We start from the raw sequence: 22093 nt of genomic DNA on the forward strand, positions 1-22093 counted from the left end.
AGGTGCGGCCGGCGGGCTCGTCAGGCGACGGATCGGGCGGATGTCCGAGTGTCAGTGCTCGACGCTCTCCTGGAGCCGCTGGCCCCGGAGCAGGAACCAGGCGGCCGCGGCGGTGGCCAGGAGTACGGCCGCGCCGACGCCGGAGGCGAGGCGCAGACCGTCGACGAAGGCCTCCTGGGCGGCGCCGACCATGTGGGCGGCGGTCTCCGGGTCCAGCGTCCTGGCGGCCTCCACGGCTCCGCCGAGGGATTCGTGCGCGGCGTCGGCCACCGGCCCGCCGACGGAGGCCGGGGCGGTGAAGCCCTGGTAGACGCCGGTGACGATGGAGCCGAGCAGTGCGATACCGAGGGCGGCGCCGAGTTCGTACGCCGTCTCGGAGACGGCGGAGGCCGATCCGGCCTGCTCCTTGGGCACGCTGGAGAGGATCACGTCGGCGGTGACGGTGAAGGAGAAGCCGGCGCCGAGGCCGACGACGAGGAGGGCGGCGCCGAGCAGCGGGTAGCCGCTCTCCTTGTGGACCACGGTCAGGACGGCCAGCGCGGCACCGATGGCGGCGAGGCCGCCGGTCACGACGGAGCGCACCGAGTACCTGCGGGCGTACCGGCCCGCTACCAGGCCGGTGGCCACCGCGCCGATGGCGGCGGGCAGTTCGGCCAGGCCGGCCTCCAGCGGGCCGCGGCCCTGGACGAGCTGGAGGAACTGGGAGAGGAAGAAGACCAGTCCGGAGAGTCCGAAGACGGTGAGCAGGTCGGCGAGGACCGCGCCGGAGAAGCCGCGGTGGCGGAAGAGCCGCATGTCGAGCAGGGGGGACGGCAGGGTGAACTGGCGGCGGACGAAGCCGTACAGCGCGGCCGCGCCGAGGACCGCGGCGAGCGCGACCTCCCAGGTCATGCCGTGCGTGGCGGCTTCCTTGACGGCGTAGACCACACCGATGACCCCGACGAGGGAGAGGCCGACGCTGAGCAGGTCCCAGGGGCCGGCGACCGGGTTCTTGGACTCGGGAAGGAGCTTGCTGCCGACGAGGACCAGGGCGATCATGACGGGGAGGTTGATCAGGAAGACCGAGCCCCACCAGAAGTGCTGGAGCAGGGCTCCGCCGACGACCGGGCCGACGGCCGCGCCGGCCGAGGCGGTGGCGCCCCAGATGCCGATGGCGAGGCTGCGCTCCCGGGGGTCGGTGAAGATGTTGCGGATCAGCGCGAGGGTGGACGGCATGAGGGTGGCGCCGGCCACGCCGAGCAGGGCGCGGGCGACGATCATCATCTCGGGGCTGGTGGCGTAGGCGTTGAGGACCGAGACGGCGCCGAAGGCGGTGGCTCCGACGAGGAGCAGCTTCTTGCGGCCGATCCGGTCGCCGAGGGAGCCCATGGACACCAGGAGTCCGGCGATGACGAAGGAGTAGATGTCGCCGATCCACAGCAGCTGGGTGCCGGACGGCTTGAGGTCTTCGCTGAGGGAGGGCGTGGCAAGGCCGAGGACCGTGGCGTCGACCGCGACGAGCAGCACGGCCAGGACGAGCACGGAGAGCGCGAGCCAGCGTCCGCGGCTCTTCTCCTCCACCCCCGTCGGACGTATCAGCTGTTCGGTACGGCTCATTTCTCCACACTCCGTCGGGCGCCACCGAGCAGCAGCTCGGTGATCATGTATTGGAAGTCCTTGGCGGCGACCCGGCCGTCCATGACGGCCCAGGCGCAGCTGCCGATGAGGCCGTAGAGGGCCTCGGTGAGCCAGGCGGGGCTGAGGTCGATCCGGATGTCGCCCTCTTCCTGGCCGCGCCGGAACAGGGCGATGACGCGGGCGTCGAGCCGGGCCCAGCCCTCGTTGACCTCGTCACCCTCGAACAGCTGGTTCTCGGTGACGAGGAAGGCCAGCAGCTGGGCGTTGGGTTCGGCCTCGGCGACGAGGCGCCGGAGCGCCTCCACCGCGGTGCCCTGGTCGAGGCGGGCACGGTCGAACGCCACCTCGAATGCGCGGATGCCGAGGTCTTCGAGGGCGCGCACGAGGGCGTCGCGGCCGGCGAAGTGCCGGTGGAGGGTCGCGCGGCCGATTCCGGCGGCACGGGCGACCTCGTCCATCGTGGCGGTCGATTTACGGGAGAGCAGGGCGGCCGCGTCGCGGAGCACCTGGTCACGATCCATGGCCATGAGACAAGCATACCCCGAATGAGACACCCACGTCTCATTCCTGCGAAAAATGGCCTGCCCCCGGGCGGCCGGAACGGAATCCTGCCGAGATGAAGCCACTGCTGCTGATCGACGTCGACGGACCGCTGAACCCCTACGCGGCCCAGCCGCAGCGCCGCCCCGCGGGCTACTCCACCCACCGGATGCGGCCGGCCGGCTGGACGGAGAAGGAGAGCGCGAAGCCGCTGCGGGTCTGGCTGAATCACGGCCACGGCGCGGAGCTGCTCGCGCTCGCGGACGCGTACGAGCTGGTCTGGGCGACCACCTGGAAGGACGAGGCCAACGACTGGATAGGCCCGCACCTGGGGCTGCCCCGGCTCCCGTTCATCGACTGGCCGGTGATGCACGGCCGGGCACCGCGCGGCACCTTCTGGAAGACCCAGTACATCCTGGAGTACGCCGGCGAGCGGCCCTTCGCCTGGATCGACGACGACATCACGGCGATGGACCGCGAGTACGTCGACCAGCGCCACCCCGCGCGGACCCTGCTGCTGCGCATCGACGAGCGGATCGGGCTGGTCCGCGGGGACTTCGACGCGCTGGCGGACTGGGCGGCGTGACGTGCGGCGGCGAACGGCCGCCGCGGACCGGTTTTTTGATCACGCTCCGGCCGCGACTTAGCATGCACATGCCCCCCCAGACCCGTACCGACGAAAGCCACCCATGCGCCTTCAGCGGATCCTCGCCGCGACCGCCGCCCTCGGATGCCTCGCCCCACTCGCCGCGTGCGAGGAGGGTGGGCAGCCGGCCACACCGGCCGCCGCGTCCTCCTCGGCCACGGCCACCGACACGGGCCCGCTCACCACGGCCCAGCAGTACCTGCGCCAGTTCGCCAACTGCGACGACTTGAGCGATCGGCCCGACGACCCCCGGATACCGGCGGCCGACTTCCCCAAGGCCGGACAGTGGTCGGTGAAGGAGCTGGGCGTCTGCAGCGACAAGGTCCGGCAGGGCGAGATCGTCATCGCCGTTCCCACGGACATGAAGCAGTTCCAGGAGGGCTACAAGAAGTACGTCCTGGACAGGATGGACGGCGGTGATGGCTCGTACGGGCTGGAGAGCCGGGTCCTGATCGGCAAGGGCTTCGTCGCGTTCCCGACGAGCACCAAGACGGCCCTCGCACTGGTCCGCTCCGACCTGCGGGTCCTGACGTGCAACCCGGGTGCCCCCGTCCCCAAGGGCTACAAGCGGGAGAAGCCGCTGGTCGAGCACTGCAACCTCAGCGACTTCGTCGGATCCGAGGACGGATCGGGCAGCCCCAATCTCGAAACCCCCCAGGACCCGGCGGGCGGGGGCGAGAAGGCGGGGCAGCCGAAGACGGGCAGCCTCGGGCTCCCGCGCGCCGGCAGCATCGCCGAGCTGCGCACGCTCGTGGGCAACAGCCTCGACTGCGAGAAGCACTTCTCGACCGACCCCGAAGCCGTCGCGATCGAGTCGATCGACTACGCGCCGGTGGTGACGGGCAGCGCGCTGGAGTGGGGTGTGACGGGCCGGGCCCTGTGCGGGGAGCCCGCCGGGGCGCAGCGCGCCCGGAACCTGAGCTGGCTCGACACCGTCGGGGACATGAAGCTGCTCCAGACCAGGGCGAAGGCCGCCCAGCTGGCCGACTACAAGGACGACGGCAAGCTCCGGCAGACCGCGAGCCGGCTGCTCGTCGGGCAGAACATCGCCGTCGAGACCAACAGCCCGTCCTCCCGTCACGGCCTCTACCAGCTGCAGTTCCTGTACCTGAACTGCATTCCCGGCTTCTCTGCCCCGTCGGGCTACCGGCTGGAGAAGTCCCTGGTCGAGGGCTGCGTGCTGACCAACTACGAGCCGGACCACCCGCTCGGCTGAGCCGGGGGCGGACGCGCCGGAGGGGCGGCCGGAGCACAGTGCTCCGGCCGCCCCTCCGGGCATTCCGCCGCGTGCGGACGTACAGGCCCCGACCCGCGTCCGGCGGGCGTGCGGGCCGCAGGGCGGCGGTGACTGTGGGGACGGCTACTGCTTGTGGACCGCCCAGGCGTGCTGGATGACCAGATCGGCCTTCAGCTCGGTCAGCTGGACCGCGACGGCCGAGGGGGCGGTGCCGCCGCGGCCCTTGCGGGAGGCGAGCGCGCCCTTGACGTTGAGGACGGTGCGGACCTCGGGGGTCAGATGCTCCGAGATCTTCGCGAACTGCTCGTCCGTCAGCTCGTCCAGCTCGATACCGAGCCCCTCGCACTCCTTCACGCACTCGCCGGCCACCTCGTGCGCCACCCGGAACGGGACGCCCTGCTTGACCAGCCACTCCGCGATGTCGGTGGCGAGGGAGAAACCGGCCGGGGCCAGCTCCTCCATCCGCTCACGGTTGACGGTGAGCGTGGCCATCATGCCGGTGAAGGCCGGCAGCAGGACCTCGAGGGTGTCGCAGGAGTCGAAGACCGGCTCCTTGTCCTCCTGGAGGTCCCGGTTGTAGGCCAGCGGCAGCGCCTTGAGCGTGGCGAGCAGGCCCGTCAGGTTGCCGATCAGCCGGCCGGACTTGCCGCGCGCCAGCTCCGCGATGTCCGGGTTCTTCTTCTGCGGCATGATCGACGAGCCGGTGGAGAAGGCGTCGTGCAGCGTCACGAAGGAGAACTCCTTCGTGTTCCAGATGATGATCTCCTCGGCGATCCGGGACAGGTTGATCCCGATCATCGCGGTGACGAAGGCGAACTCGGCGACGAAGTCGCGCGAGGCCGTGCCGTCGATCGAGTTGCCCACCGAGCCCCGCTCGAAGCCCAGCTCCGCGGCGACCGCCTCCGGGTCCAGGCCCAGCGAGGAACCGGCCAGCGCGCCGGAGCCGTACGGCGAGACCGCCGTCCGCGTGTCCCACTGCCGCAGCCGCTCGGCGTCCCGGGACAGGGACTGCACGTGCGCCAGTACGTGGTGCGCGAAGAGCACCGGCTGCGCGTGCTGCAGGTGGGTGCGGCCCGGCATGGCCACGTCGGCGTGGCTCTCCGCGAGGCCGACCAGCGCGTCCTGCAGGTCGGCGATCAGGCCGCCGATGATCCGGGCGTGGTCGCGCAGGTACATCCGGAAGAGGGTGGCCACCTGGTCGTTGCGGGACCGGCCGGCGCGCAGCTTGCCGCCGAGCTCGGCGCCGAGCCGCTCCAGCAGGCCCCGCTCCAGCGCGGTGTGCACGTCCTCGTCGGCGATGGTGCCGGTGAAGGAGCCGTCGGCGACGTCGGCCTCCAGCCGGTCCAGGCCGTCGATCATGCGCTCCAGCTCGTCGGAGGTGAGCAGCCCCGCCGTGTGCAGCACGCGGGCGTGGGCGCGCGAGCCGGCGATGTCGTACGGCGCGAGGCGCCAGTCGAAGTGGACCGACGCGGACAGCTTCGCGAGGGCCTCGGCGGGGCCGTCGGCGAACCGGCCGCCCCAGAGCCGGACGTCACCAGCGTTGTTGCTGCTCACAGCTACTGCTCCTCATGACTGCATGTATGGATGTGCAACGGCCTCCCCGCCGCGGAGGTAACGGGGAGGCCGTCTTCGTGCGGGCCGACGTTCAGCGATAGGCATAACTATGCATCGGTCCGTATGTTTCGTCAATCGATGGCGGCGCGTACCCCTGCGGGCGCGGCGGATATTGCGGGCCCGCGACCTCGGCCGCCGCCTACGATCAGGGTCGAACGGCCTTGGGGAGAGGTGGCGCCAGATGAACCGCAGGGGACCCGGCACGGAACCCGGCACCGATGCCGCGACGGGGCGGGCCCTGGCCGACGGGCTGATGGACGGGTCCGCCACCTCGGTGCCGCCGCCGGGTGCGGGTCCGGACGTCTGGCTGGCCTTCGCTGAGCAGATCCGCAGCACGGGCCACGGCGGGCGGCGGTTCCCGGTGCCCGCGCCCCCGGCGCTACGGCTCTGCCACCCGCGGGGGTGGGTCCGCGAGGCGGCCCTCGCCGAGCCGGACGCCCCCGTGGAGCTGGTCGCGGTCCTGACCACCGACTGGGCCGCTCCCGTACGGGACCGGGCCCGCGCCCTCGTCGAACGCACCCTCCACGCCCGCCCGGAATCCACCCTCCGGGCGGTGACCCCGCTCGCGCTGCGGCTCGGACGGCGTGACAGGGGCGGATGGATCCTGGACCTGTTCGAGGGGACCCTGCGCCGGCAGGCCGAGGCCGCCGCGCCGTCCTGGTGGCACCTGCCCGGGCCGTCGGCCGGTCCGGCCGGTCCGGCCGGCCCGGCCGACGCCGTCCTCACCGGACTGCTGGATAGCCCCGACCGGCGGGCCCGGCAGTTCGCCGTCCGGCTCGCCCTCACCGGCCCCGGCCGGGCCGACGCCCTGGCATGCGCCCGTCGGGCCGCCGCCGAACCCGACCCGGCGACGGCCGCGCTGTGGACCGACGCCGCCATGGCCGCGCCCGGGTCCGGGGACGACGCGGTGATCGACCTCCTGACCGGCGCCAGGATCCCCGCCGTGCGCGCCGCCGGGGTCACCGCGCTGCGCCGGGCCGGCCGCGCCGCCGAGGGCGCCGGGCACCTCGCCGACCGTTCCGGCTTCGTACGGGCGTGCGCCCGCTGGCTGGTCGCCCAGGACGGCGGAGACGCCCACGCGCACTACCGCTGGCTGGTCTGCGACCCCGCCGGGCCGTCCCCGTACGCGGTGACCGGACTCGCCGAGTGCGGCCGCGGCGAGGACACGGAACTGCTGCGCGGGCTCGTGGCACACCCCGCCGGGCCGGTCCGGGCCGCCGCGCTGGCCGGGCTGCGGCGCCGCGAGGCCGTCGTGGCGGACTCCGTCCTGCTGGCGCTGCTCGACGACCCGGCGCCGTCCGTGGCCCGCGAGGCGAGCCTGGCCCTGCTGCCGGCGGTCCGGCGCCTGGACCCCGCGTACCTCGCCGAGCGGCTGGGCGTACGGGGCCCGCTGCACGTCCGGCGCGCCGCCTTCCGGCTGCTGCGCGCCCGCGGCGGGATCCACGCGCTCCGGGCGTCCGTCGCGCTGATCGACGACTGGCACCCCAGGACGCGCGAGACGGCACGGGCCGCGGTGCGCGCCTGCGCGTGGCACCCGGCGCAGTTCGCAGGGGAGGCGGACACCGCGGAACTGGCGGCCCTGCTCGAACGGTCGGCGAAGCTCTTCCACGACCACGACCTCGGCCTGCGCCGCAACCGGCTGGGCGTCAGGAGGTGAATTCCCCCGCCCGGGCGCATCGCGACGAGCCCGCGCGGCCTGCCTGCACCGCCGCCGCCCCTTCCGACACGTACCGTCGGGGACGTGCTGCGTACCGCTCTTGTCACGGGCTCACTGATCGCCACCATCCTGCTCCCGCAGGGCGCCGGGGCCGCGCCCGGGCCGCTGCCCGCCCGGCTCGCCGACACCGGCGGCGGCAGTCAGCTGATCACCGCCGTGGCGCCCGCGCCGGGCTCCACGACCGGCCGCCTGACCTGGTGGGACCGGCGGGCCGGGCGCTGGTACCAGGCCGGGAGCGCGCCCGCCCGGTTCGGGGCGGGCGGCCTCACGGAGGGCTCGACCCGTACGCAGGGCACCGGCACCACCCCGGCGGGCCTGTACGCCCTGCCGTACGCCTTCGGGATCCGGCGGGCGCCGGCCGGGACGGAGTACGGCTACCGGCGGGTGACCGCGGACTCCTGGTGGTGCCAGGACAACGCGTCGGCCGCCTACAACCGCTGGGTGGAGCCGCTGCCCGCGGACTGCGCGCCCGGCGAGGCCGAGCACCTGGTCACCTACGACAAGCAGTACGCGCACGCGCTGCTGATCGCCTTCAACTACGACCGGCCGGTGCGCGGCCGGGGCGCCGGGATCTTCCTGCACGTCAACGGCAAGGGCGCGACGGCCGGTTGTGTCTCGGTGCCCGAGCGGGACATGCGGGCGATCCTGCGCTGGGCGGACCCGGACCGGCGCCCGCACATCGCGATCGGCACGCAGGACGGACCGCTCGCGATCACCCGCTACTAGCGGGCCGGGGAGGTGTGGCGTCGGGCTCGTCCTCGTCGGAGGCCCGGTACTCGTACGCGTCCTCCCACCAGACCTTGTCGTCCAGCCACTCGTCGTCGCCCTCGTGGCCCTCGTCGTCCTCATCGCCCTCGTCGTCCGCTTCCTCGTGGACGATCGTGTCGACGCCGCGCCACCTGTCCCGCTCGCCGAGGCTCCGCAGCACGAGCGTGCGCTGCTCCTCGTCCAGCGCCGCGAGGGCCGGGTGCGGCTCGGCGCGGACCCGGTCGCCCAGCGGGTCGCCGGGCTCCGTACGCTCTCGGACCGTCCGGGAGGCCTTCTCGGCGAGCAGCAGCGCCGCCAGACCGAAGGCGGCCACCGCGGTCCAGCCCCATTCCCGCAGGCCCTGCGGGCGACCGGTCACCAGGAGCGCGCCCGCCAGCAGCCAGAACAGCATCACCAGGGCGACAGCCGCACAACCACAGCAGGCCAGCAGCGGGTTCCGCTCGCCTCCGGGCATCCGTGGGATGACGGGCAGCAGGGCGTCCCGTTCGCGCCGGTACGCGCGCAGGCGCGCCGGGTAGTCCTCGTCCCACCAGTGGATCCAGCCGATCGAAACGGGCTCGGGATCGTGCCGGCGGACGGCCTCCAGCAGGGCGGCGGGCAGCGGATGGACGGGCGTACGGGCGGGGTCGCGGCCGTGCTCGGTCAGGAACGCCGCCCCCTCCCCGTCGATCCGGAGGTATCCGCCGAGGACGAGTTCGGCGGCGGCCGCCTCGGTGGCCTCACCGCGCAGCACGGCCGCGTGGTACGACTCCGGCTCGACGGCGGCGACGAGCCGGAGCGTCCGGCCGCGGACCCGCGCACGGCGCCACCACAGCAGGGCGATGGGCGCGTAGACGGCGGCGGTCACGGCGGACACCAGGACGGCGAGGGCGAATTGGCGCACGTCGCGAGGCTATGCGGGCGGGCTCCGGTCCGGCACCGGGATTTCTCGCGCACCGGACCGCAGCCGACCGCACCGGACCTGACGGCCCCTGACCCGCCCCCCTGCTCAGCCTTCTTTCTGCGCCAGCCGCAGGAGGTGGTCGGCGAGGGCCTGGCCGCCCACCGGGTCCCGGCTGATCAGCATCAGGGTGTCGTCGCCGGCGATCGTGCCGAGGATCTCACGCAGCTCGGCCTGGTCGATGGCCGAGGCGAGGAACTGCGCGGCGCCCGGCGGGGTGCGCAGGACCACGAGGTTCGCGGAGGCCTCCGCCGAGATGAGCAGTTCACCGGAGAGGCGCCGCATGCGCTCCTCCTTCGCGGACTCGCCGAGCGGGGCCTGCGGGGTGCGGAAACCGCCCTCGCTGGGCACCGCGTAGATCAGCTCGCCGCCGGTGTTGCGGATCTTCACCGCGCCCAGCTCGTCGAGGTCGCGGGAGAGCGTCGCCTGGGTGACGCTCAGCCCGTCGTCCGCGAGCAGCTTCGCCAGCTGGCTCTGCGAGCGGACCGGCTGCCGGTTGAGGATGTCCACGATCCGGCGGTGACGCGCCGTGCGGGTCTGCGGGACGGCCTGCCCGCCGTGCTCGTTGTCCTGCGCCTGGCTCATCGTCGTCTCATTCTCCGGATCCGTCCCCGCCTGCTGCGTCGAGAATGCCGGGCAGTGCCCGGACGAACGCGTCCGCCTCGGCCTCGGTGAGTACGTACGGGGGCATGAGCCGTACGACGTCCGGGGCGGGCGCGTTGACCAGGAAGCCGGCGTCCTGGGCCGCCTGCTGCACCTGGGCTGCGAGCGGCTGGGTCAGCACGATACCCAGGAGCAGTCCGGCGCCCCTGACGTGGGATACCAGTGGGTGTCCGGAGGACTCGATTCCGGAGCGCAGCCGCTCGCCCCGCACCTTGACCCGGTCGAGCAGGTCCTCGGCGGCGATGGTGTCGATGACGGCGAGTCCGGCGGCGCAGGCGACGGGGTTCCCGCCGAAGGTGGTGCCGTGCTGGCCGGGCTTCAGAAGGTCGGCGGTGGGCCCGAAGGCGACCACGGCGCCGATCGGCAGGCCGCCGCCCAGTCCCTTCGCCAGGGTGACGATGTCGGGCTCGACGCCTTCGTGCGCCTGGTGCTCGAACCACTGGCCGCAGCGGCCGATGCCGGTCTGGACCTCGTCGAGGACCAGCAGCGTGCCGGTGGCCCGGGTGATCTCGCGGGCGGCCGTCAGGTACCCGGCGGGGGGTACGACGACACCGTTCTCGCCCTGGATCGGCTCGATGACGACGAGCGCGGTCTCCTCGGTGACGGCGGCCCGCAGGGCCTCGACGTCGCCGTACGGGACGTGGGTGACATCGCCCGGCAGGGGCAGGAAGGGCTCCTGCTTCTTCGGCTGGCCGGTGAGCGCGAGGGCGCCCATGGTCCGGCCGTGGAAGCCGCCGTCGGTGGCGACCATGTGGGTCCGCCCGGTCAGCCGGCCGATCTTGAAGGCGGCCTCGACCGACTCGGCGCCGGAGTTGCAGAAGAAGACCTTGCCGGGGCGGCCGAAGAGCTGGAGCAGCCGCTCGCCGAGCGCGACGACCGGCTCGGAGGCGAAGAGGTTGGAGACGTGGCCGAGCGTGGAGACCTGCTCGGTCACGGCCGTGACGATCGCCGGGTGGGCGTGGCCGAGGGCGTTGACGGCGATGCCGCCGACGAAGTCGGTGTACTGCTTGCCGTCGGCGTCCCACACCTGGGCGCCGCGGCCGCGTACGAGGGCGACGGCGGGCGTGCCGTAGTTGTCGGTCAGCGCGCCCCGCCAGCGTGCGCCGTACTCCTGGTTGCCGGTGCCCTGCGTCATGCTGCTCCCCCTGGCTGCTGGTCGGGCACGACCATCGTGCCGATGCCGGAGTCCGTGAAGATCTCCAGCAGGATCGAGTGCGGGATCCGCCCGTCGAGGACGCGGGCGGTGCCGACGCCTCCGCGCACGGCGTGCAGGCAGCCCTCCATCTTGGGGACCATGCCGCTGGACAGCTCGGGCAGCAGCTTCTCCAGCTCGCCGACGGTGAGCCGGCTGATGACCTCGTCGCTGTGCGGCCAGTCGGCGTAGAGGCCCTCGACGTCGGTGAGGACCATCAGCGTCTCGGCGCCGAGGGAGGCCGCGAGGGCCGCGGCCGCGGTGTCGGCGTTGACGTTGTAGACGTGGTGGTCGTCGGCGCTGCGGGCGATGGAGGAGATGACCGGGATCCGGCCGTCGGCCAGCAGCGCCTCGATGGCGCCGGTGTCGACGTCGGTGATCTCGCCGACCCTGCCGATGTCGATGATCTCGCCGTCGATCTCCGGGCTGTGCTTGGTCGCGGTGATGGTGCGGGCGTCCTCGCCGGTCATGCCGACGGCGAGCGGCCCGTGCTGGTTGAGCAGCCCGACCAGTTCGCGCTGGACCTGGCCCGCCAGGACCATCCGTACGACGTCCATGGCCTCCGGGGTCGTCACGCGCAGGCCGGCCTTGAACTCGCTGACCAGGCCCTGCTTGTCGAGCTGGGCATTGATCTGCGGGCCGCCGCCGTGCACGACGACCGGCTTGAGCCCGGCCTGGTGCAGGAAGACCACGTCCTGGGCGAAGGCGGCCTTGAGGTCCTCGTCGATCATGGCGTTGCCGCCGAACTTGATGACGACGACCTTGCCGTTGTGGCGCCGGAGCCAGGGCAGGGCCTCGATGAGGATCTGCGCCTTGGGCAGGGCGGTGTGCTTGCGGGCGGTGCCGGGCTGGCCGGCCTTCTCGTCGCTCATGAGGAGTAGGCGCTGTTCTCGTGGACGTACTCGGCGGTCAGGTCGTTGGCCCAGATGACGGCGGATTCGCCGCCGTTGGACAGGTCCGCGGTGATGCGGACCTCGCGGTCCTTCATGGAGACCAGGTCGCGGTCCTCGCCGACCGCGCCGTTCCTGCAGACCCACACGCCGTTGATGGCGACGCCCAGCCGGTCCGGGTCGAAGGCGGCCCGGGTGGTGCCGATCGCGGACAGCACACGGCCCCAGTTGGGGTCCTCGCCGTGGATGGCGCACTTGAGCAGGTTGTTGCGGGCGATGGAGCGGCCGACCTCGACCGCGTCGTCCTCGCTGGCCGCGCCGATGACCTCGATGCGGATGTCCTTGCTGGCGCCCTCGGCGTCGCCGATCAGCTGGCGGGCCAGGTCGTCGCAGACCTTGCGGACCGCCTCGGCGAAGTCCGCGTACGCGGGGACCTCGCCGGACGCCCCGGAGGCGAGCAGCAGCACCGTGTCGTTGGTGGACATGCAGCCGTCGGAGTCGACCCGGTCGAAGGTGGTGCGGGTGGCGGAGCGCAGCGCCTTGTCGAGGACGGCGGCGTCCACGTCGGCGTCGGTGGTGAGGACGACGAGCATGGTGGCCAGGCCCGGGGCGAGCATGCCGGCGCCCTTGGCCATGCCGCCGACCGTCCATCCGTCCTGGGAGACGGTGGCCGTCTTGTGCACGGTGTCGGTGGTCTTGATGGCGATGGCGGCGGCCTCGCCGCCGTTCTCCGACAGGGCCGCGGCGGCGGTCTCGATGCCGGGGAGCAGCTTGTCCATGGGGAGCAGGACGCCGATCAGGCCGGTGGAGGCGACGGCGATCTCGCCGGCGTTGTGTTCTTCGCCGGGGCCGTTCTCGTTGAGCACGGCCGCGACCTTCTCGGCGGTGGCGTGGGTGTCCTGGAAGCCCTTGGGTCCGGTGCAGGCGTTGGCGCCGCCGGAGTTGAGGACGACGGCGCTGACGGTGCCGCCGCGCAGGACCTGCTCGGACCAGTGGACGGGCGCGGCCTTGACGCGGTTGGAGGTGAAGACGCCCGCGGCGGCGAGGCGCGGCCCGTGGTTGACCACGAGGGCCAGGTCCGGATTGCCGTTGGCCTTGATTCCGGCGGCGATGCCCGCCGCCGTGAATCCCTGTGCAGCCGTAACCGTCACGGCGCGACTCCAATCGTGGAAAGCCCGAGCTGCTCGGGCAGCCCGAGGGCGATGTTCATGCTCTGCACCGCACCGCCGGCGGTGCCCTTGGTGAGGTTGTCGATGGCGCTGACGGCGATGATCCGCCGGGCGGACTCGTCGTAGGCGACCTGGACGTGGACGGCGTTGGAGCCGTGGACGGACTTGGTGGACGGCATCCGGCCCTCGGGCAGCAGGTGGACGAAGGGCTCGTCGGCGTACGCCTTCTCGTAGGCGGCGCGCAGCGATTCCGCGGTGGTGCCGGGCCGTGCCTTGGCCGAGCAGGTGGCGAGGATGCCGCGGGCCATGGGTACGAGGGTCGGCGTGAAGGAGACCGAGACGCGCTCGCCCGCGAGCGGGCTGAGGTTCTGCACCATCTCGGGCGTGTGCCGGTGGCCGCCGCCCACCCCGTACGGGGTCACGTTGCCCATGACCTCGGCGCCGAGCAGGTGCGCCTTGAGCGCCTTGCCCGCGCCGGAGGTGCCGGTGGCGGCGACGACCACGGCCTCGGGTTCGGCGAGCTGCGCCTGGTAGGCCGGGTAGAGCGCGAGGGAGACGGCGGTGGGGAAGCAGCCGGGGACCGCGATCCGCTTGGCGCCCTCCAGTCCGGCGCGGCCGCCGGGCAGTTCGGGGAGGCCGTAGGGCCAGGTCCCGGCGTGCGGGGCGCCGTAGAACCGGTCCCAGTCCGCGGCGTCCTTCAGACGGTGGTCGGCGCCCATGTCGACCACGAGGACGTCGTCGCCGAGCTGGGCGGCGACGGCGGCGGACTGGCCGTGCGGGAGGGCGAGGAAGACGACGTCGTGGCCGGCGAGTACCTCCGGGGTGGTCGCCTCCAGGGTGCGTCCGGCGAGCGGCACGAGGTGCGGCTGCAGGGAGCCGAGGAACTGTCCGGCGTTGGAGTTGGCGGTCAGCGCGCCGATCTCCACCTCGGGGTGCGAGAGCAGCAGGCGCAGGACTTCTCCGCCCGCGTACCCGCTCGCTCCGGCCACCGCTGCACGTACCACCATCGGACCCTCCTCATCGATGGCATGACTATACGTACTTCCGCACGTTTATGCAATGTCTTCGATCTCGGCGGGAGGGTCACGCACGGGACGGGGCGCGGCAGACGCCCTACGGAAGATGTCTAGCAGGAAAGGCCCCGGCCCGGCGGCGAATCAGCCGGTGGCGCCGGGAGCCGGCCTTGGAGCCGGACCGCACTGGACGCCCGGTGCGGCACCGGGCGCCGGGCCGTTCGCGAGGGGCCGTTCGGGGCCGTTCGCGAGCGGGGCGTTCGGAGCCGTTCGCGAGGGGCCGTTCGCGAGGGGGCCGGTCAGGCCGGGGCCTGGAGGCAGAGGTGCCACTGGCCGGGGCAGCCCGTGAGGGTCATCGTCGACAGCGGCCGGACGTCCACGTTCCAGTAGGTCAGCGGGGGTGCCTGCAGGGCGTAGACGAGGGCGGCGCGGACCACCGAGGGCTCCGCCACCGCCACGATCGCGCCGCCGTCCTCGGCCGGCCGGGTGTCGAGCCACCCCCCGATCCGCGCGATGAAGGCGAGCAGCGACTCCCCGCCGTGCGGGGCAGCCAGCGGGTCGCTGAGCCACTGGTCGACCGCGTCGGGCTCCTGCGAGGCCACCTCGCCGAGGGTCAGCCCCCGCCAGCGGCCCATGTCGCACTCGCGCAGCGCCGGCTGGGCCAGGGGCGCGTACCCGAGGGCCTCGCCGGTGGCCCGGCTGCGCGGCGTGGGTGAGCAGTAGCGCAACTCGGCCGCCGCCAGGGGGACCAGGCCCCGCGCGGCGGACTCCACCGACCGCCAGCCGGCTCCGTCCAGCGGACGGTCGTCGTCGAAGCGCTCGGCGAGCAGCGAGGAACTGCGGGCTGCGGCGACGAGCGAGACCCGAACATGCATCTGGTGATGGTGGGCCGCGCGGTGGCGGTGGGTCAAGCATCGGAGGTGAGGCCGCCGCCCGGCTCCTCGCCCAGGCCCGCCCTCAGCCGCTGGACGGCCTCCACCAGCTCGCCCGGGCCGGAGACTCCGGCGAAGCTCAGCCGGACGTACGGGGCGGGCGGTTCGGCGCAGAAGTAGGGGCGTCCGGGAGCCACCGCGACACCGGCGCGCAGGGCCGCGGCCGCGAAGGACGCGTCGTCGCCGCCCCCGGTCATCCTGGCCCACAGCTGGTAACCGCCGGTGGGCGGATGGGGCACGGTCAGGCCGGGCAGCTCCCGCCGCAGCGCGCCGGCGAGCACGTCGCGGCGGTGGCGCAGTTCGGCGGCCACCGTGCGCAGGTGGCGCGGCCAGGCGGGCGCGCCGACCAGTTCCAGGGCCGCCTCCTGGAGCGGGCGGGGTACGAAGAAGCTGTCCACGACCTGGACGGCGCGCAGCCGCTCCACCACCGGGCCCCGGCCGGCCAGTGCGCCGACCCGCAGGCTGGGCGAGGTGGCTTTGGTCAGGGACCTGACATGCACGACGACGCCGTCGTGGTCCTCGGCGGCCAGGGTCGCGGGCAGCGGCCCGGAGTCGTCGTGGGCCAGCGCGCGGGCGTAGTCGTCCTCGACCACGAAGGCCCCGGCGGCCCGCGCGATCCGCAGCACCTCCGGGCGCCGCCCGGGAGCCAGGACGGCGCCGGTGGGGTTCTGGAAGAGCGGCTGGCAGACGAACACCCGCGCCCCGGTCGCCTCGAAGGCGGCGGCCAGCAGTTCCGGCCGGACCCCGTCGGCGTCCACCGGCACGGGCACCGGCCGGCACCCGGAGGCGCGGGCGATGGCCAGCAGCCCGGGGTAGGTCGGGGACTCCACCAGGACCGGCGCCCCGGGCGGGGCCAGCGCCCGCAGGGCGGTGGTCAGCGCGCTCTGCCCGCCCGCGGTCACCAGGACGTCGGCGGCCGCGACCGCGCCGCCGATCTCGCGGGCGAACCAGTCGCGCAGCTCCGGCAGCCCTTCCATGGGCGGCCGGTCCCAGGCCCCGGGGCGCCGCCCGGCCCGGGCGAGCGCGGCGGCCATGGCCCGCTCGGGCTGGATGGAGGAGTGCAGGTATCCGCTGTTGAGGGCGATCACCGAGGGCGGCGGCGCGGCCAGGCAGGCCAGCACCCCGGAGGCGTCCACCGAGCGCGGGACGATGTCACCGGCCCCCTCGGCGCTGAGGGCGACCTCCTGCCAGGAGGTGTCCCCGGCCGCCGGCAGCGGCGTACGCGGCGCGGCGCGGAAGACGCCGGCTCCGGGCCTGGTGACGACGAGACCTTCGGCGGCGAGCTGGGCGAGAGCCCGGGAGACGGTGACAGGGCTGACCCGGTGGCGCTCGACCAGGGCCCGGCTCGACGGCAGCTTTCCACCTATCGAGTAGCGATTCAGTTCGGACCGCAGTGAATCTGCCAGCTCCGCGACACTGCTACGCTCATACATGACAGCACAGAATAGCGCTACTCTCCCGAACGCGATAGCGGTGAAGAATCCGCTGCTGCGGGGTACGGCTCTCGCCTCGCTCGGCGTCGTCGCCTTCTCGCTGACCTTCCCCGCCACCGCGTGGGGCCTGGAGAGCTTCGGCCCGTGGTCCCTCGTGGCCCTGCGCAGCGTCTTGGCGGCCGCTGTCGCGGGCGTCTTCCTGCTGGCCCGCCGGGTGGCGCCGCCGGCCCGTGAGCACTGGGCGGGGCTCGCCGTCGTCGCCGGCGGGGTGGTCGTCGGCTTCCCGCTGCTGACGACCCTGGCGCTGCGGACGTCCACCACCTCGCACGCCGCCGTCGTGGTCGGCCTGCTTCCGCTGACCACGGCCGCACTGTCCGCGCTGCGCACCGGTACCCGGCCCCCGCGGGCCTTCTGGGCCGCCGCCGTGGCCGGGGCCGTGGTGGTGCTCGGCTTCACCCTGGCGCAGAGCGGCGGCTCCCTCTCCGCCGGCGACGGGTACCTGTTCGCCGCGCTGCTGGTGTGTGCGGCCGGTTACACCGAGGGCGGCCGGCTGGCCCGTGTCCTGCCGGGCTGGCAGGTGATCGGCTGGGCCCTGGTGCTGTGCCTGCCGCTCAGCGTGGCCGGCTCGGCGCTCGGGCTCGCGTACGAACCGGTGCACCTCACCGGCCACGGTCTGGCCGGGCTGGTCTGGGCGGCGGCCGGCTCGACCTTCCTCGGCCTGTACGTCTGGTACCGGGGCATGGCCGAGATCGGAGCGCCCCGGGCCAGCCAGCTCCAGCTCGCGCAGCCGCTGCTGACCCTGGTCTGGTCCGTGGCGCTCCTCGGGGAGCACCTCGCCCCCGCCGCACCGGCCGCGGCCTGCGCGGTTCTCGTCTGCATCGTGGTGACCCAACGGGTCAAACAACCCCGGAACGACCTAAACTGCTAGCACCGGATCGGAGCGCCACCGAGGAGGTCAGACATGCGAGCTACCGAGGGCGACCAGCTGGTGCAGCACGGCAGGATCGTCGGACAACCCGACAAAGTAGGCGAGATCACCCAGGTGCTCGGCGAGAACGGGACGCCCCCGTACCGGGTCCGCTTCCAGGACGGACACGAAGCGCTGATGGCTCCCGGACCCGACTGCGTGGTCCGCCACCCCGCAGAGCCCAGGCACTGACACTCTGACGGGCACCGACAGGCACTGAGTCACCGCGGCGGCACGGCCGAGCCGTAATGGTCGGCGACCACACGTGCCATCGCCCCGTTGGGGTCCGCGGCCACCTGCTTCGCCGAGAAGTAGACGTGGCCGCGGACCTCCGGGTATCCGCGGGCGAACCGCACGTGCTCGGACAGCTCCGCCGGATCCCGCCAGGCCGCGGTGGGGCTGTTCGCGTCGCAGCGGTACAGCCCCTCCCCCACGTACAGGTCCACACCGGTGCCCGCGACGGTCCGGGCCCACCAGGGGACGAGCGCCGCGTAGTCGGCCGTCGGATGTCCGATGTGCCAGTAGGCCTGCGGCACGACGTAGTCGATCCAGCCCTGGCGGACCCACTTGCGGGTGTCCGCGTACAGGTCGTCGTACGCCGAGAGGCCACGGGTCTTCGAGCCGGCCGGGTCCCGGTCGGAGTTGCGCCAGATCCCGAAGGGGCTGATGCCGAACCTGACCGCGGGCCGCAGGGCGCGCAGCCGCTGCGACATCTCGCGGACCAGGGTGTCGGTGTTGCCGCGGCGCCAGGCCGCCCGCGAGGAGAAGCCGCCGCCGTACTCCTCGTAGGCGGCGTCGTCGTCGAAGTACTCGCCCTCGACCGGATAGGGGTAGAAGTAGTCGTCCCAGTGGACCGCGTCCAGCGGGTAGCGGGTCACCGCGTCGAGCATGGCCTCCTGCACGAACCGGCGCACCTCGGGCACCCCGGGGTTGTAGTAGAGCTTCCCGCCGTACTCGACCGTCCAGCCGTCCTGCCGCGCCGGGTGCTCGGGCACCAGCCGGTCGAAGTCGGTGTGGTTGGCCACCCGGTACGGGTTGAACCACGCGTGCAGCTCCAGACCGCGGGCGTGCGCCTCGGCGACGGCCGTGCCGAGGGGGTCCCAGCCCGGATCGACCCCCTGCTGTCCGGTCAGCCACTGCGACCAGGGCTCGAACGGGGACGGCCACAGCGCGTCGGCGGCCGGCCGGACCTGGAGGATCACGGCGTTGAGCCGGCGGCGGACGGCGGTGTCGAGCAGGGCGAGCAGCTCCCTGCGCTGGGTCGCCGCGGACAGCCCGCTGCGCGAGGGCCAGTCCACGTTCGAGACGGTCGCGATCCACATCCCCCGGAACTCGGGGGTGCCGGCTCCCCCCGCGGGGAGCGGGCCGGACCTGCGCGGCCCGGCGAACACCGGTCCCCCCGTCGCGGCGGCGATCACCCCCGCCGCTCCTGCCAGCAGTGCCCGTCGGCCGATGTGCGCCATGTGACGCCTCCGTTTCGCTGAGTGACGATGCGCGGTGCCCGCCCAGCATGCCCGCCCCGGCCCGCCGTGCCGCGCAAGGTCGGGAGTAACGTCGGGGGGCGTGGCGGGCGCCGGAATCGTACGGGGGACCCGCCGACGGATGAGCTGCGAAAGGCACGAAGTGACTGACCTCCCTTCCGACATCACACGCGTCGGCGTAGTGGGCTGTGGCCAGATGGGCGCGGGTATCGCCGAGGTGTGCGCCCGAAGCGGCCTTGAGGTCAAGGTCGCCGAGACCACCGGCGAAGCCCTGGAGATCGGCCGTACCCGGCTTCAGAACTCCCTGACCAAGGCCGCCGAGCGCGGCAAGATCACCGAAGAGGAGCGGGACGCCACCCTGGCCCGCCTCACCTTCACCACCGACCTCGGCGAGTTCGCCGACCGCGACCTCGTCATCGAGGCGGTCGTCGAGAACGAGCAGGTCAAGACGGAGATCTTCCAGGTCCTGGACCAGGTGATCACCCGGCCGGACGCGATCCTCGCCTCCAACACCTCCTCGATCCCGCTGGTCAAGCTGGCCGTCGCGACCTCGCGGCCCGACCAGGTCATCGGCATCCACTTCTTCAACCCGGCCCCCGTGCAGAAGCTCGTCGAGCTGATCCCGGCGCTGACCACGGGCGAGGAGACCATCAAGCGGGCGGAGGCCCTGGTGCGGGACGTGCTCGGCAAGCACGCGGTCCGCGCCCAGGACCGCTCCGGCTTCGTCGTCAACGCCCTCCTCGTCCCCTACCTGCTGTCCGCGATCCGGATGTTCGAGTCGGGCATCGCGAGCCGCGAGGACATCGACAACGGCATGGAGCTGGGCTGCGCCCACCCGATGGGCCCGCTGAAGCTGTCCGACCTCATCGGTCTGGACACCATCGCCTCGATCGCCGACTCGATGTACGCGGAGTACAAGGAGCCGCTGTACGCCGCTCCTCCGCTGCTCCAGCGGATGGTCGACGCCGGCCGCCTGGGCCGCAAGACGGGCGCGGGCTTCTACCCGTACGGCTGACCGCCCGGGTGAGCCGCAGCTACCTGCCGAGCCGCAGGTGGTGCAGCAGGAGCAGCCCGGCCGCCATGTTGGCGGCCGGGATCTCCCCGTCCGCGATCATGTCCGGCACGAGCTTGAGGGGGACCCACTCCCGGCGCGAGGACTCGAAGTCGTCCTCGGGGTGGCCGGTGTAGGTGGCCCCGTCCGCCCAGTACAGGTGATGCCGGGCGTCGGTCAGACCGTTGGACGGCTCGACGGTCATCAGGTGGTGGAGGGGGCCGGGCCGCCAGCCCGACTCCTCCTCCATCTCGCGGGCCGCCGCGGCGGCGATGTCCTCGCCGTCCTCGACCACCCCGGCGGGCAGTTCCCAGCCCCAGCTGTCGGTGATGAAGCGGTGCCGCCAGAGCAGCAGCACCTCGTTGGCCTCGTTGACGGCCGTGGCCACGGCCACCGGGCGCAGCCGGATCACGAAGTGGTCCAGGTGCCGGCCGTCGGGAAGTTCCACATCGGCGAGATTCACATCGAACCAGCGGTTCTTGTACACAGTCTGCTCACTCAGGTTCGTCCACTGCACGGCTGTGCCACCTTCCGTTCGAGTAGGTGGCAAACATCGCAGCAGTTGCCCTGTCACAGCGGAACGCGCAATGCCCCGTCGATGAGCCGCACGGTCTCCTGGGCGTCCGAACAACCGCTGGTCAGCAGCTGTTCACGGACCGCGTACAGCCGGTCGCGCAGCCGCAGCGACTCCATCCCCCGGGCCCGCTCGGCCATCTCGGCCGCACCCGCCGCGGCCCGGTCCGCTTCCCCCTGCCGTAGCTGGATCTCGCAGAGCATCGCCAGCCGGTGCACCCGGCCGCGGTCGTGCGCGGGGGTACCGACGGCTGCGGCCGCCTGGACCCGCGCGGCTTCCAGATCCCCCAGACTGAGCAGTGCCTCGGCGACCTGCACGTTGACGAGGCCGGGCTGCACGTAGCCGGTCTCGTCCGGTTCGCTGCCCGGCCGGATCCGCGCGGCGGCCGCCTCGGCGCCCCGGATGCACGCCAGCGCGGCCTGCGCGTCGCCGAGTTGGGCGTACGCCTTGGCCTGCATGGCGTGCAGGTCGGCGGCGAGCGCCGGGGTGGTGTGCCGGCCCGCGGCCCGCAGGGCGGCCTCGGCGAAGGCGACGGCCTGGCGGTACTCCCTCAGGTGCAGGGACTGGTTGACGATCAGGGCGATCACATACGCCCCGAGCCCCCGGTCGCCGCTCGCCTTGGCCAGCCGCAGCGCCTGGTGGAAGTAGCGCTGGGCCAGCCCGTGCGCGTCCGAGTCGTACGCGCAGATCCCCGCCACCGCCACCAGCGAGCCGGTGGCCCGGTGCAGCCGCCGGCCGAGGTCGTCGGGGTAACTCCCGCGCAGCATCGGCGCGGTCTCGGTGCCGAGGAAGCGGACGATCCGGTCACGGGTGGCCATGCCGCCGGCCCGGCGGTACATCAGCTCGTAGTGGACGCGGGCGGCCTTCAGCATCTCGACGTGCTCCGGACCGATCCGCAGGGGCCCGTCGCGGGAGACGTCGGCGTCCTCGGGCGGATTCTCCCATTCCCAGACCGGGATGACGGCCGGGGTGCCGGTGACCGCCTCGGCGGTGAGCAGTTGGGGCCGGGCCTGGCCGTCGGAGCGCCACAGGGCGGCGGCCCGGTCCACGAACCCGCTGAGCGGGGACGCATGCAGGGAGACCGGCTGGTCCGGCACGCCGAGGCCGATGTCGTCCAGCCCGAGGGGCCGCCGCAGCCGGCCGCCGAGCACCTCGCAGATCAGGTCGGGGACCTGGCCGCGCGGCCGCTGCCCCTTCAGCCACCGGGTCACGGCGGTGTGTTCGTAGCGCAGGGCCAGCCCGCGGATACGCCCCGCCTGGTTCACGTGCGCGGCGAGCCCGGCGTGGGACATGCCCGCCTCGGCGAGGAGGGCGTCGAGCAGGACATTGGGCTGCATGGGCCGCTCCCGGAGCTCGTCGGTATCAGGCTAGTGGGTGCAGGGTTCACACGGGGTGTACTGCATTCGATTCACACGGGGTGTGAAGTAAGTACGCGCATAAATGCGTTCCGCACTCTGCCGCACGGCCCCCCGGAGGCGCTTGACTGAAGACCCTCGCCAAGAGGAGCTCGGGTCGTCGGCTCCCCCTCGAACAGTGCGACGACCCGTCACCGCGCCGCCCGTCCTGCTGTCTGCCCGACACTCCATGGCAGGCGGGCGGCGCCTTCCGGTTCCGCCGGCGCCCGGTTGGTCGCCGGGCCCCGGCGGCGG

At 73.2% G+C, this 22093-nt stretch carries 21 protein-coding genes; 7 read left to right on the top strand and 14 right to left on the bottom strand.

The features are described 5' to 3' along the window. Positions 1-51 precede the first annotated feature (51 nt). Together NRK68_RS06970 and NRK68_RS06975 are read right to left on the bottom strand one after the other, a co-directional pair. A complete protein-coding gene (locus NRK68_RS06970) occupies positions 52-1596 on the bottom strand; it encodes an MFS transporter (protein ID WP_257855346.1) in 1545 nt (514 codons plus the stop codon). Beyond that, positions 1593-2144 (bottom strand): TetR/AcrR family transcriptional regulator, encoded by a 552-nt coding sequence (locus NRK68_RS06975; protein WP_183067630.1) that lies wholly within the window; start codon positions 2142-2144, stop codon positions 1593-1595. Before NRK68_RS06975 ends, NRK68_RS06970 begins: the two co-directional genes overlap by 4 nt. 89 nt (positions 2145-2233) lie before the next feature. On the opposite strand from NRK68_RS06975, the gene NRK68_RS06980 reads away from it, so the two are divergent. Together NRK68_RS06980 and NRK68_RS06985 are read left to right on the top strand one after the other, a co-directional pair. Next, positions 2234-2743 (top strand): HAD domain-containing protein, encoded by a 510-nt coding sequence (locus tag NRK68_RS06980; RefSeq protein WP_183067631.1) that lies wholly within the window; start codon positions 2234-2236, stop codon positions 2741-2743. A 103-nt stretch (positions 2744-2846) separates the two neighbouring features. Next, positions 2847-4019 (top strand): hypothetical protein, encoded by a 1173-nt coding sequence (locus NRK68_RS06985; RefSeq protein ID WP_183067632.1) that lies wholly within the window; start codon positions 2847-2849, stop codon positions 4017-4019. A gap of 144 nt (positions 4020-4163) precedes the next feature. Here NRK68_RS06985 and argH read toward each other — a convergent pair whose 3' ends face one another. Beyond that, entirely contained in the window at positions 4164-5594 is a 1431-nt protein-coding gene (gene argH, locus NRK68_RS06990) for an argininosuccinate lyase (RefSeq protein ID WP_257855348.1), read from the bottom strand. Between the two features lie 241 nt (positions 5595-5835). Here argH and NRK68_RS06995 point away from each other — a divergent pair, with 241 nt between their 5' ends. Both NRK68_RS06995 and NRK68_RS07000 read left to right on the top strand, forming a co-directional pair. Then, positions 5836-7311: a hypothetical protein gene (locus NRK68_RS06995; RefSeq protein ID WP_257855349.1), complete on the top strand. Its 1476-nt coding sequence runs from the start codon at positions 5836-5838 to the stop codon at positions 7309-7311. 87 nt (positions 7312-7398) lie between these two features. Further along, entirely contained in the window at positions 7399-8097 is a 699-nt protein-coding gene (locus NRK68_RS07000) for a L,D-transpeptidase family protein (RefSeq protein WP_183067707.1), read from the top strand. Here the strand turns inward: NRK68_RS07000 and NRK68_RS07005 are convergent. The 8 genes from NRK68_RS07005 to NRK68_RS07040 all read right to left on the bottom strand — a co-directional run bounded on the left by NRK68_RS07005 (position 8084) and on the right by NRK68_RS07040 (position 16371). After that, positions 8084-9022 carry a hypothetical protein gene (locus NRK68_RS07005; RefSeq protein WP_257855350.1) on the bottom strand — a complete coding sequence of 313 codons (939 nt, stop codon included), beginning with the start codon at positions 9020-9022 and terminating at the stop codon, positions 8084-8086. The two genes, NRK68_RS07000 and NRK68_RS07005, sit on opposite strands and share 14 nt — an antisense overlap. A 105-nt stretch (positions 9023-9127) precedes the next feature. Next, positions 9128-9664: an arginine repressor gene (locus NRK68_RS07010; protein WP_037925941.1), complete on the bottom strand. Its 537-nt coding sequence runs from the start codon at positions 9662-9664 to the stop codon at positions 9128-9130. Positions 9665-9671: 7 nt separating this feature from the next. Further along, positions 9672-10877, bottom strand: a complete 1206-nt coding sequence (locus NRK68_RS07015) for an acetylornithine transaminase (protein ID WP_257855351.1) — start codon at positions 10875-10877, stop codon at positions 9672-9674. After that, positions 10874-11806 carry an acetylglutamate kinase gene (argB, locus tag NRK68_RS07020; protein ID WP_183067637.1) on the bottom strand — a complete coding sequence of 311 codons (933 nt, stop codon included), beginning with the start codon at positions 11804-11806 and terminating at the stop codon, positions 10874-10876. The genes NRK68_RS07015 and argB overlap by 4 nt, the downstream gene beginning before the upstream one ends. Continuing rightward, on the bottom strand, positions 11803-12975 hold the full coding sequence (gene argJ, locus NRK68_RS07025) for a bifunctional glutamate N-acetyltransferase/amino-acid acetyltransferase ArgJ (protein ID WP_257855352.1): 1173 nt from the start codon (positions 12973-12975) through the stop codon (positions 11803-11805). Before argJ ends, argB begins: the two co-directional genes overlap by 4 nt. Continuing rightward, a complete protein-coding gene (gene argC, locus NRK68_RS07030) occupies positions 12972-14000 on the bottom strand; it encodes an N-acetyl-gamma-glutamyl-phosphate reductase (protein WP_183067639.1) in 1029 nt (342 codons plus the stop codon). The genes argJ and argC overlap by 4 nt, the downstream gene beginning before the upstream one ends. A gap of 305 nt (positions 14001-14305) precedes the next feature. Continuing rightward, positions 14306-14881 carry a histidine phosphatase family protein gene (locus NRK68_RS07035; RefSeq protein WP_183067640.1) on the bottom strand — a complete coding sequence of 192 codons (576 nt, stop codon included), beginning with the start codon at positions 14879-14881 and terminating at the stop codon, positions 14306-14308. Positions 14882-14913: 32 nt separating this feature from the next. Further along, a complete protein-coding gene (locus tag NRK68_RS07040; protein WP_183067641.1) occupies positions 14914-16371 on the bottom strand; it encodes an aminotransferase-like domain-containing protein in 1458 nt (485 codons plus the stop codon). On the opposite strand from NRK68_RS07040, the gene NRK68_RS07045 reads away from it, so the two are divergent. Together NRK68_RS07045 and NRK68_RS07050 are read left to right on the top strand one after the other, a co-directional pair. After that, complete coding sequence (locus NRK68_RS07045; RefSeq protein WP_257855353.1) at positions 16370-17299, top strand: DMT family transporter; 930 nt, start codon at positions 16370-16372, stop codon at positions 17297-17299. The genes NRK68_RS07040 and NRK68_RS07045 overlap by 2 nt on opposite strands. 33 nt (positions 17300-17332) lie before the next feature. After that, a complete protein-coding gene (locus NRK68_RS07050; RefSeq protein WP_030656039.1) occupies positions 17333-17530 on the top strand; it encodes a DUF1918 domain-containing protein in 198 nt (65 codons plus the stop codon). A gap of 29 nt (positions 17531-17559) precedes the next feature. Here the strand turns inward: NRK68_RS07050 and NRK68_RS07055 are convergent, their stop codons facing one another. Beyond that, the gene (locus tag NRK68_RS07055) at positions 17560-18801 is read right to left on the bottom strand and encodes a glycoside hydrolase family 10-like protein (RefSeq protein ID WP_183067643.1); all 1242 of its coding nucleotides are present in this window, start codon (positions 18799-18801) and stop codon (positions 17560-17562) included. Positions 18802-18940: 139 nt separating this feature from the next. Between NRK68_RS07055 and NRK68_RS07060 the strand changes: the two genes are divergently transcribed. Continuing rightward, positions 18941-19834, top strand: a complete 894-nt coding sequence (locus NRK68_RS07060) for a 3-hydroxybutyryl-CoA dehydrogenase (RefSeq protein WP_046780433.1) — start codon at positions 18941-18943, stop codon at positions 19832-19834. A 19-nt stretch (positions 19835-19853) separates the two neighbouring features. Here NRK68_RS07060 and NRK68_RS07065 read toward each other — a convergent pair whose 3' ends face one another. Continuing rightward, positions 19854-20387, bottom strand: coding sequence for an NUDIX hydrolase (locus tag NRK68_RS07065; protein ID WP_030029331.1), 534 nt, complete (start codon positions 20385-20387; stop codon positions 19854-19856). 53 nt (positions 20388-20440) lie between these two features. After that, complete coding sequence (locus NRK68_RS07070; protein ID WP_183067644.1) at positions 20441-21781, bottom strand: NsdA family TPR-like regulatory protein; 1341 nt, start codon at positions 21779-21781, stop codon at positions 20441-20443. Between the last annotated feature and the right edge of the window lie 312 nt (positions 21782-22093).

It is taken from the genome of Streptomyces yangpuensis (genome assembly GCF_024666385.1).
Taxonomy (GTDB): Bacteria; Actinomycetota; Actinomycetes; order Streptomycetales; family Streptomycetaceae; genus Streptomyces; species Streptomyces yangpuensis.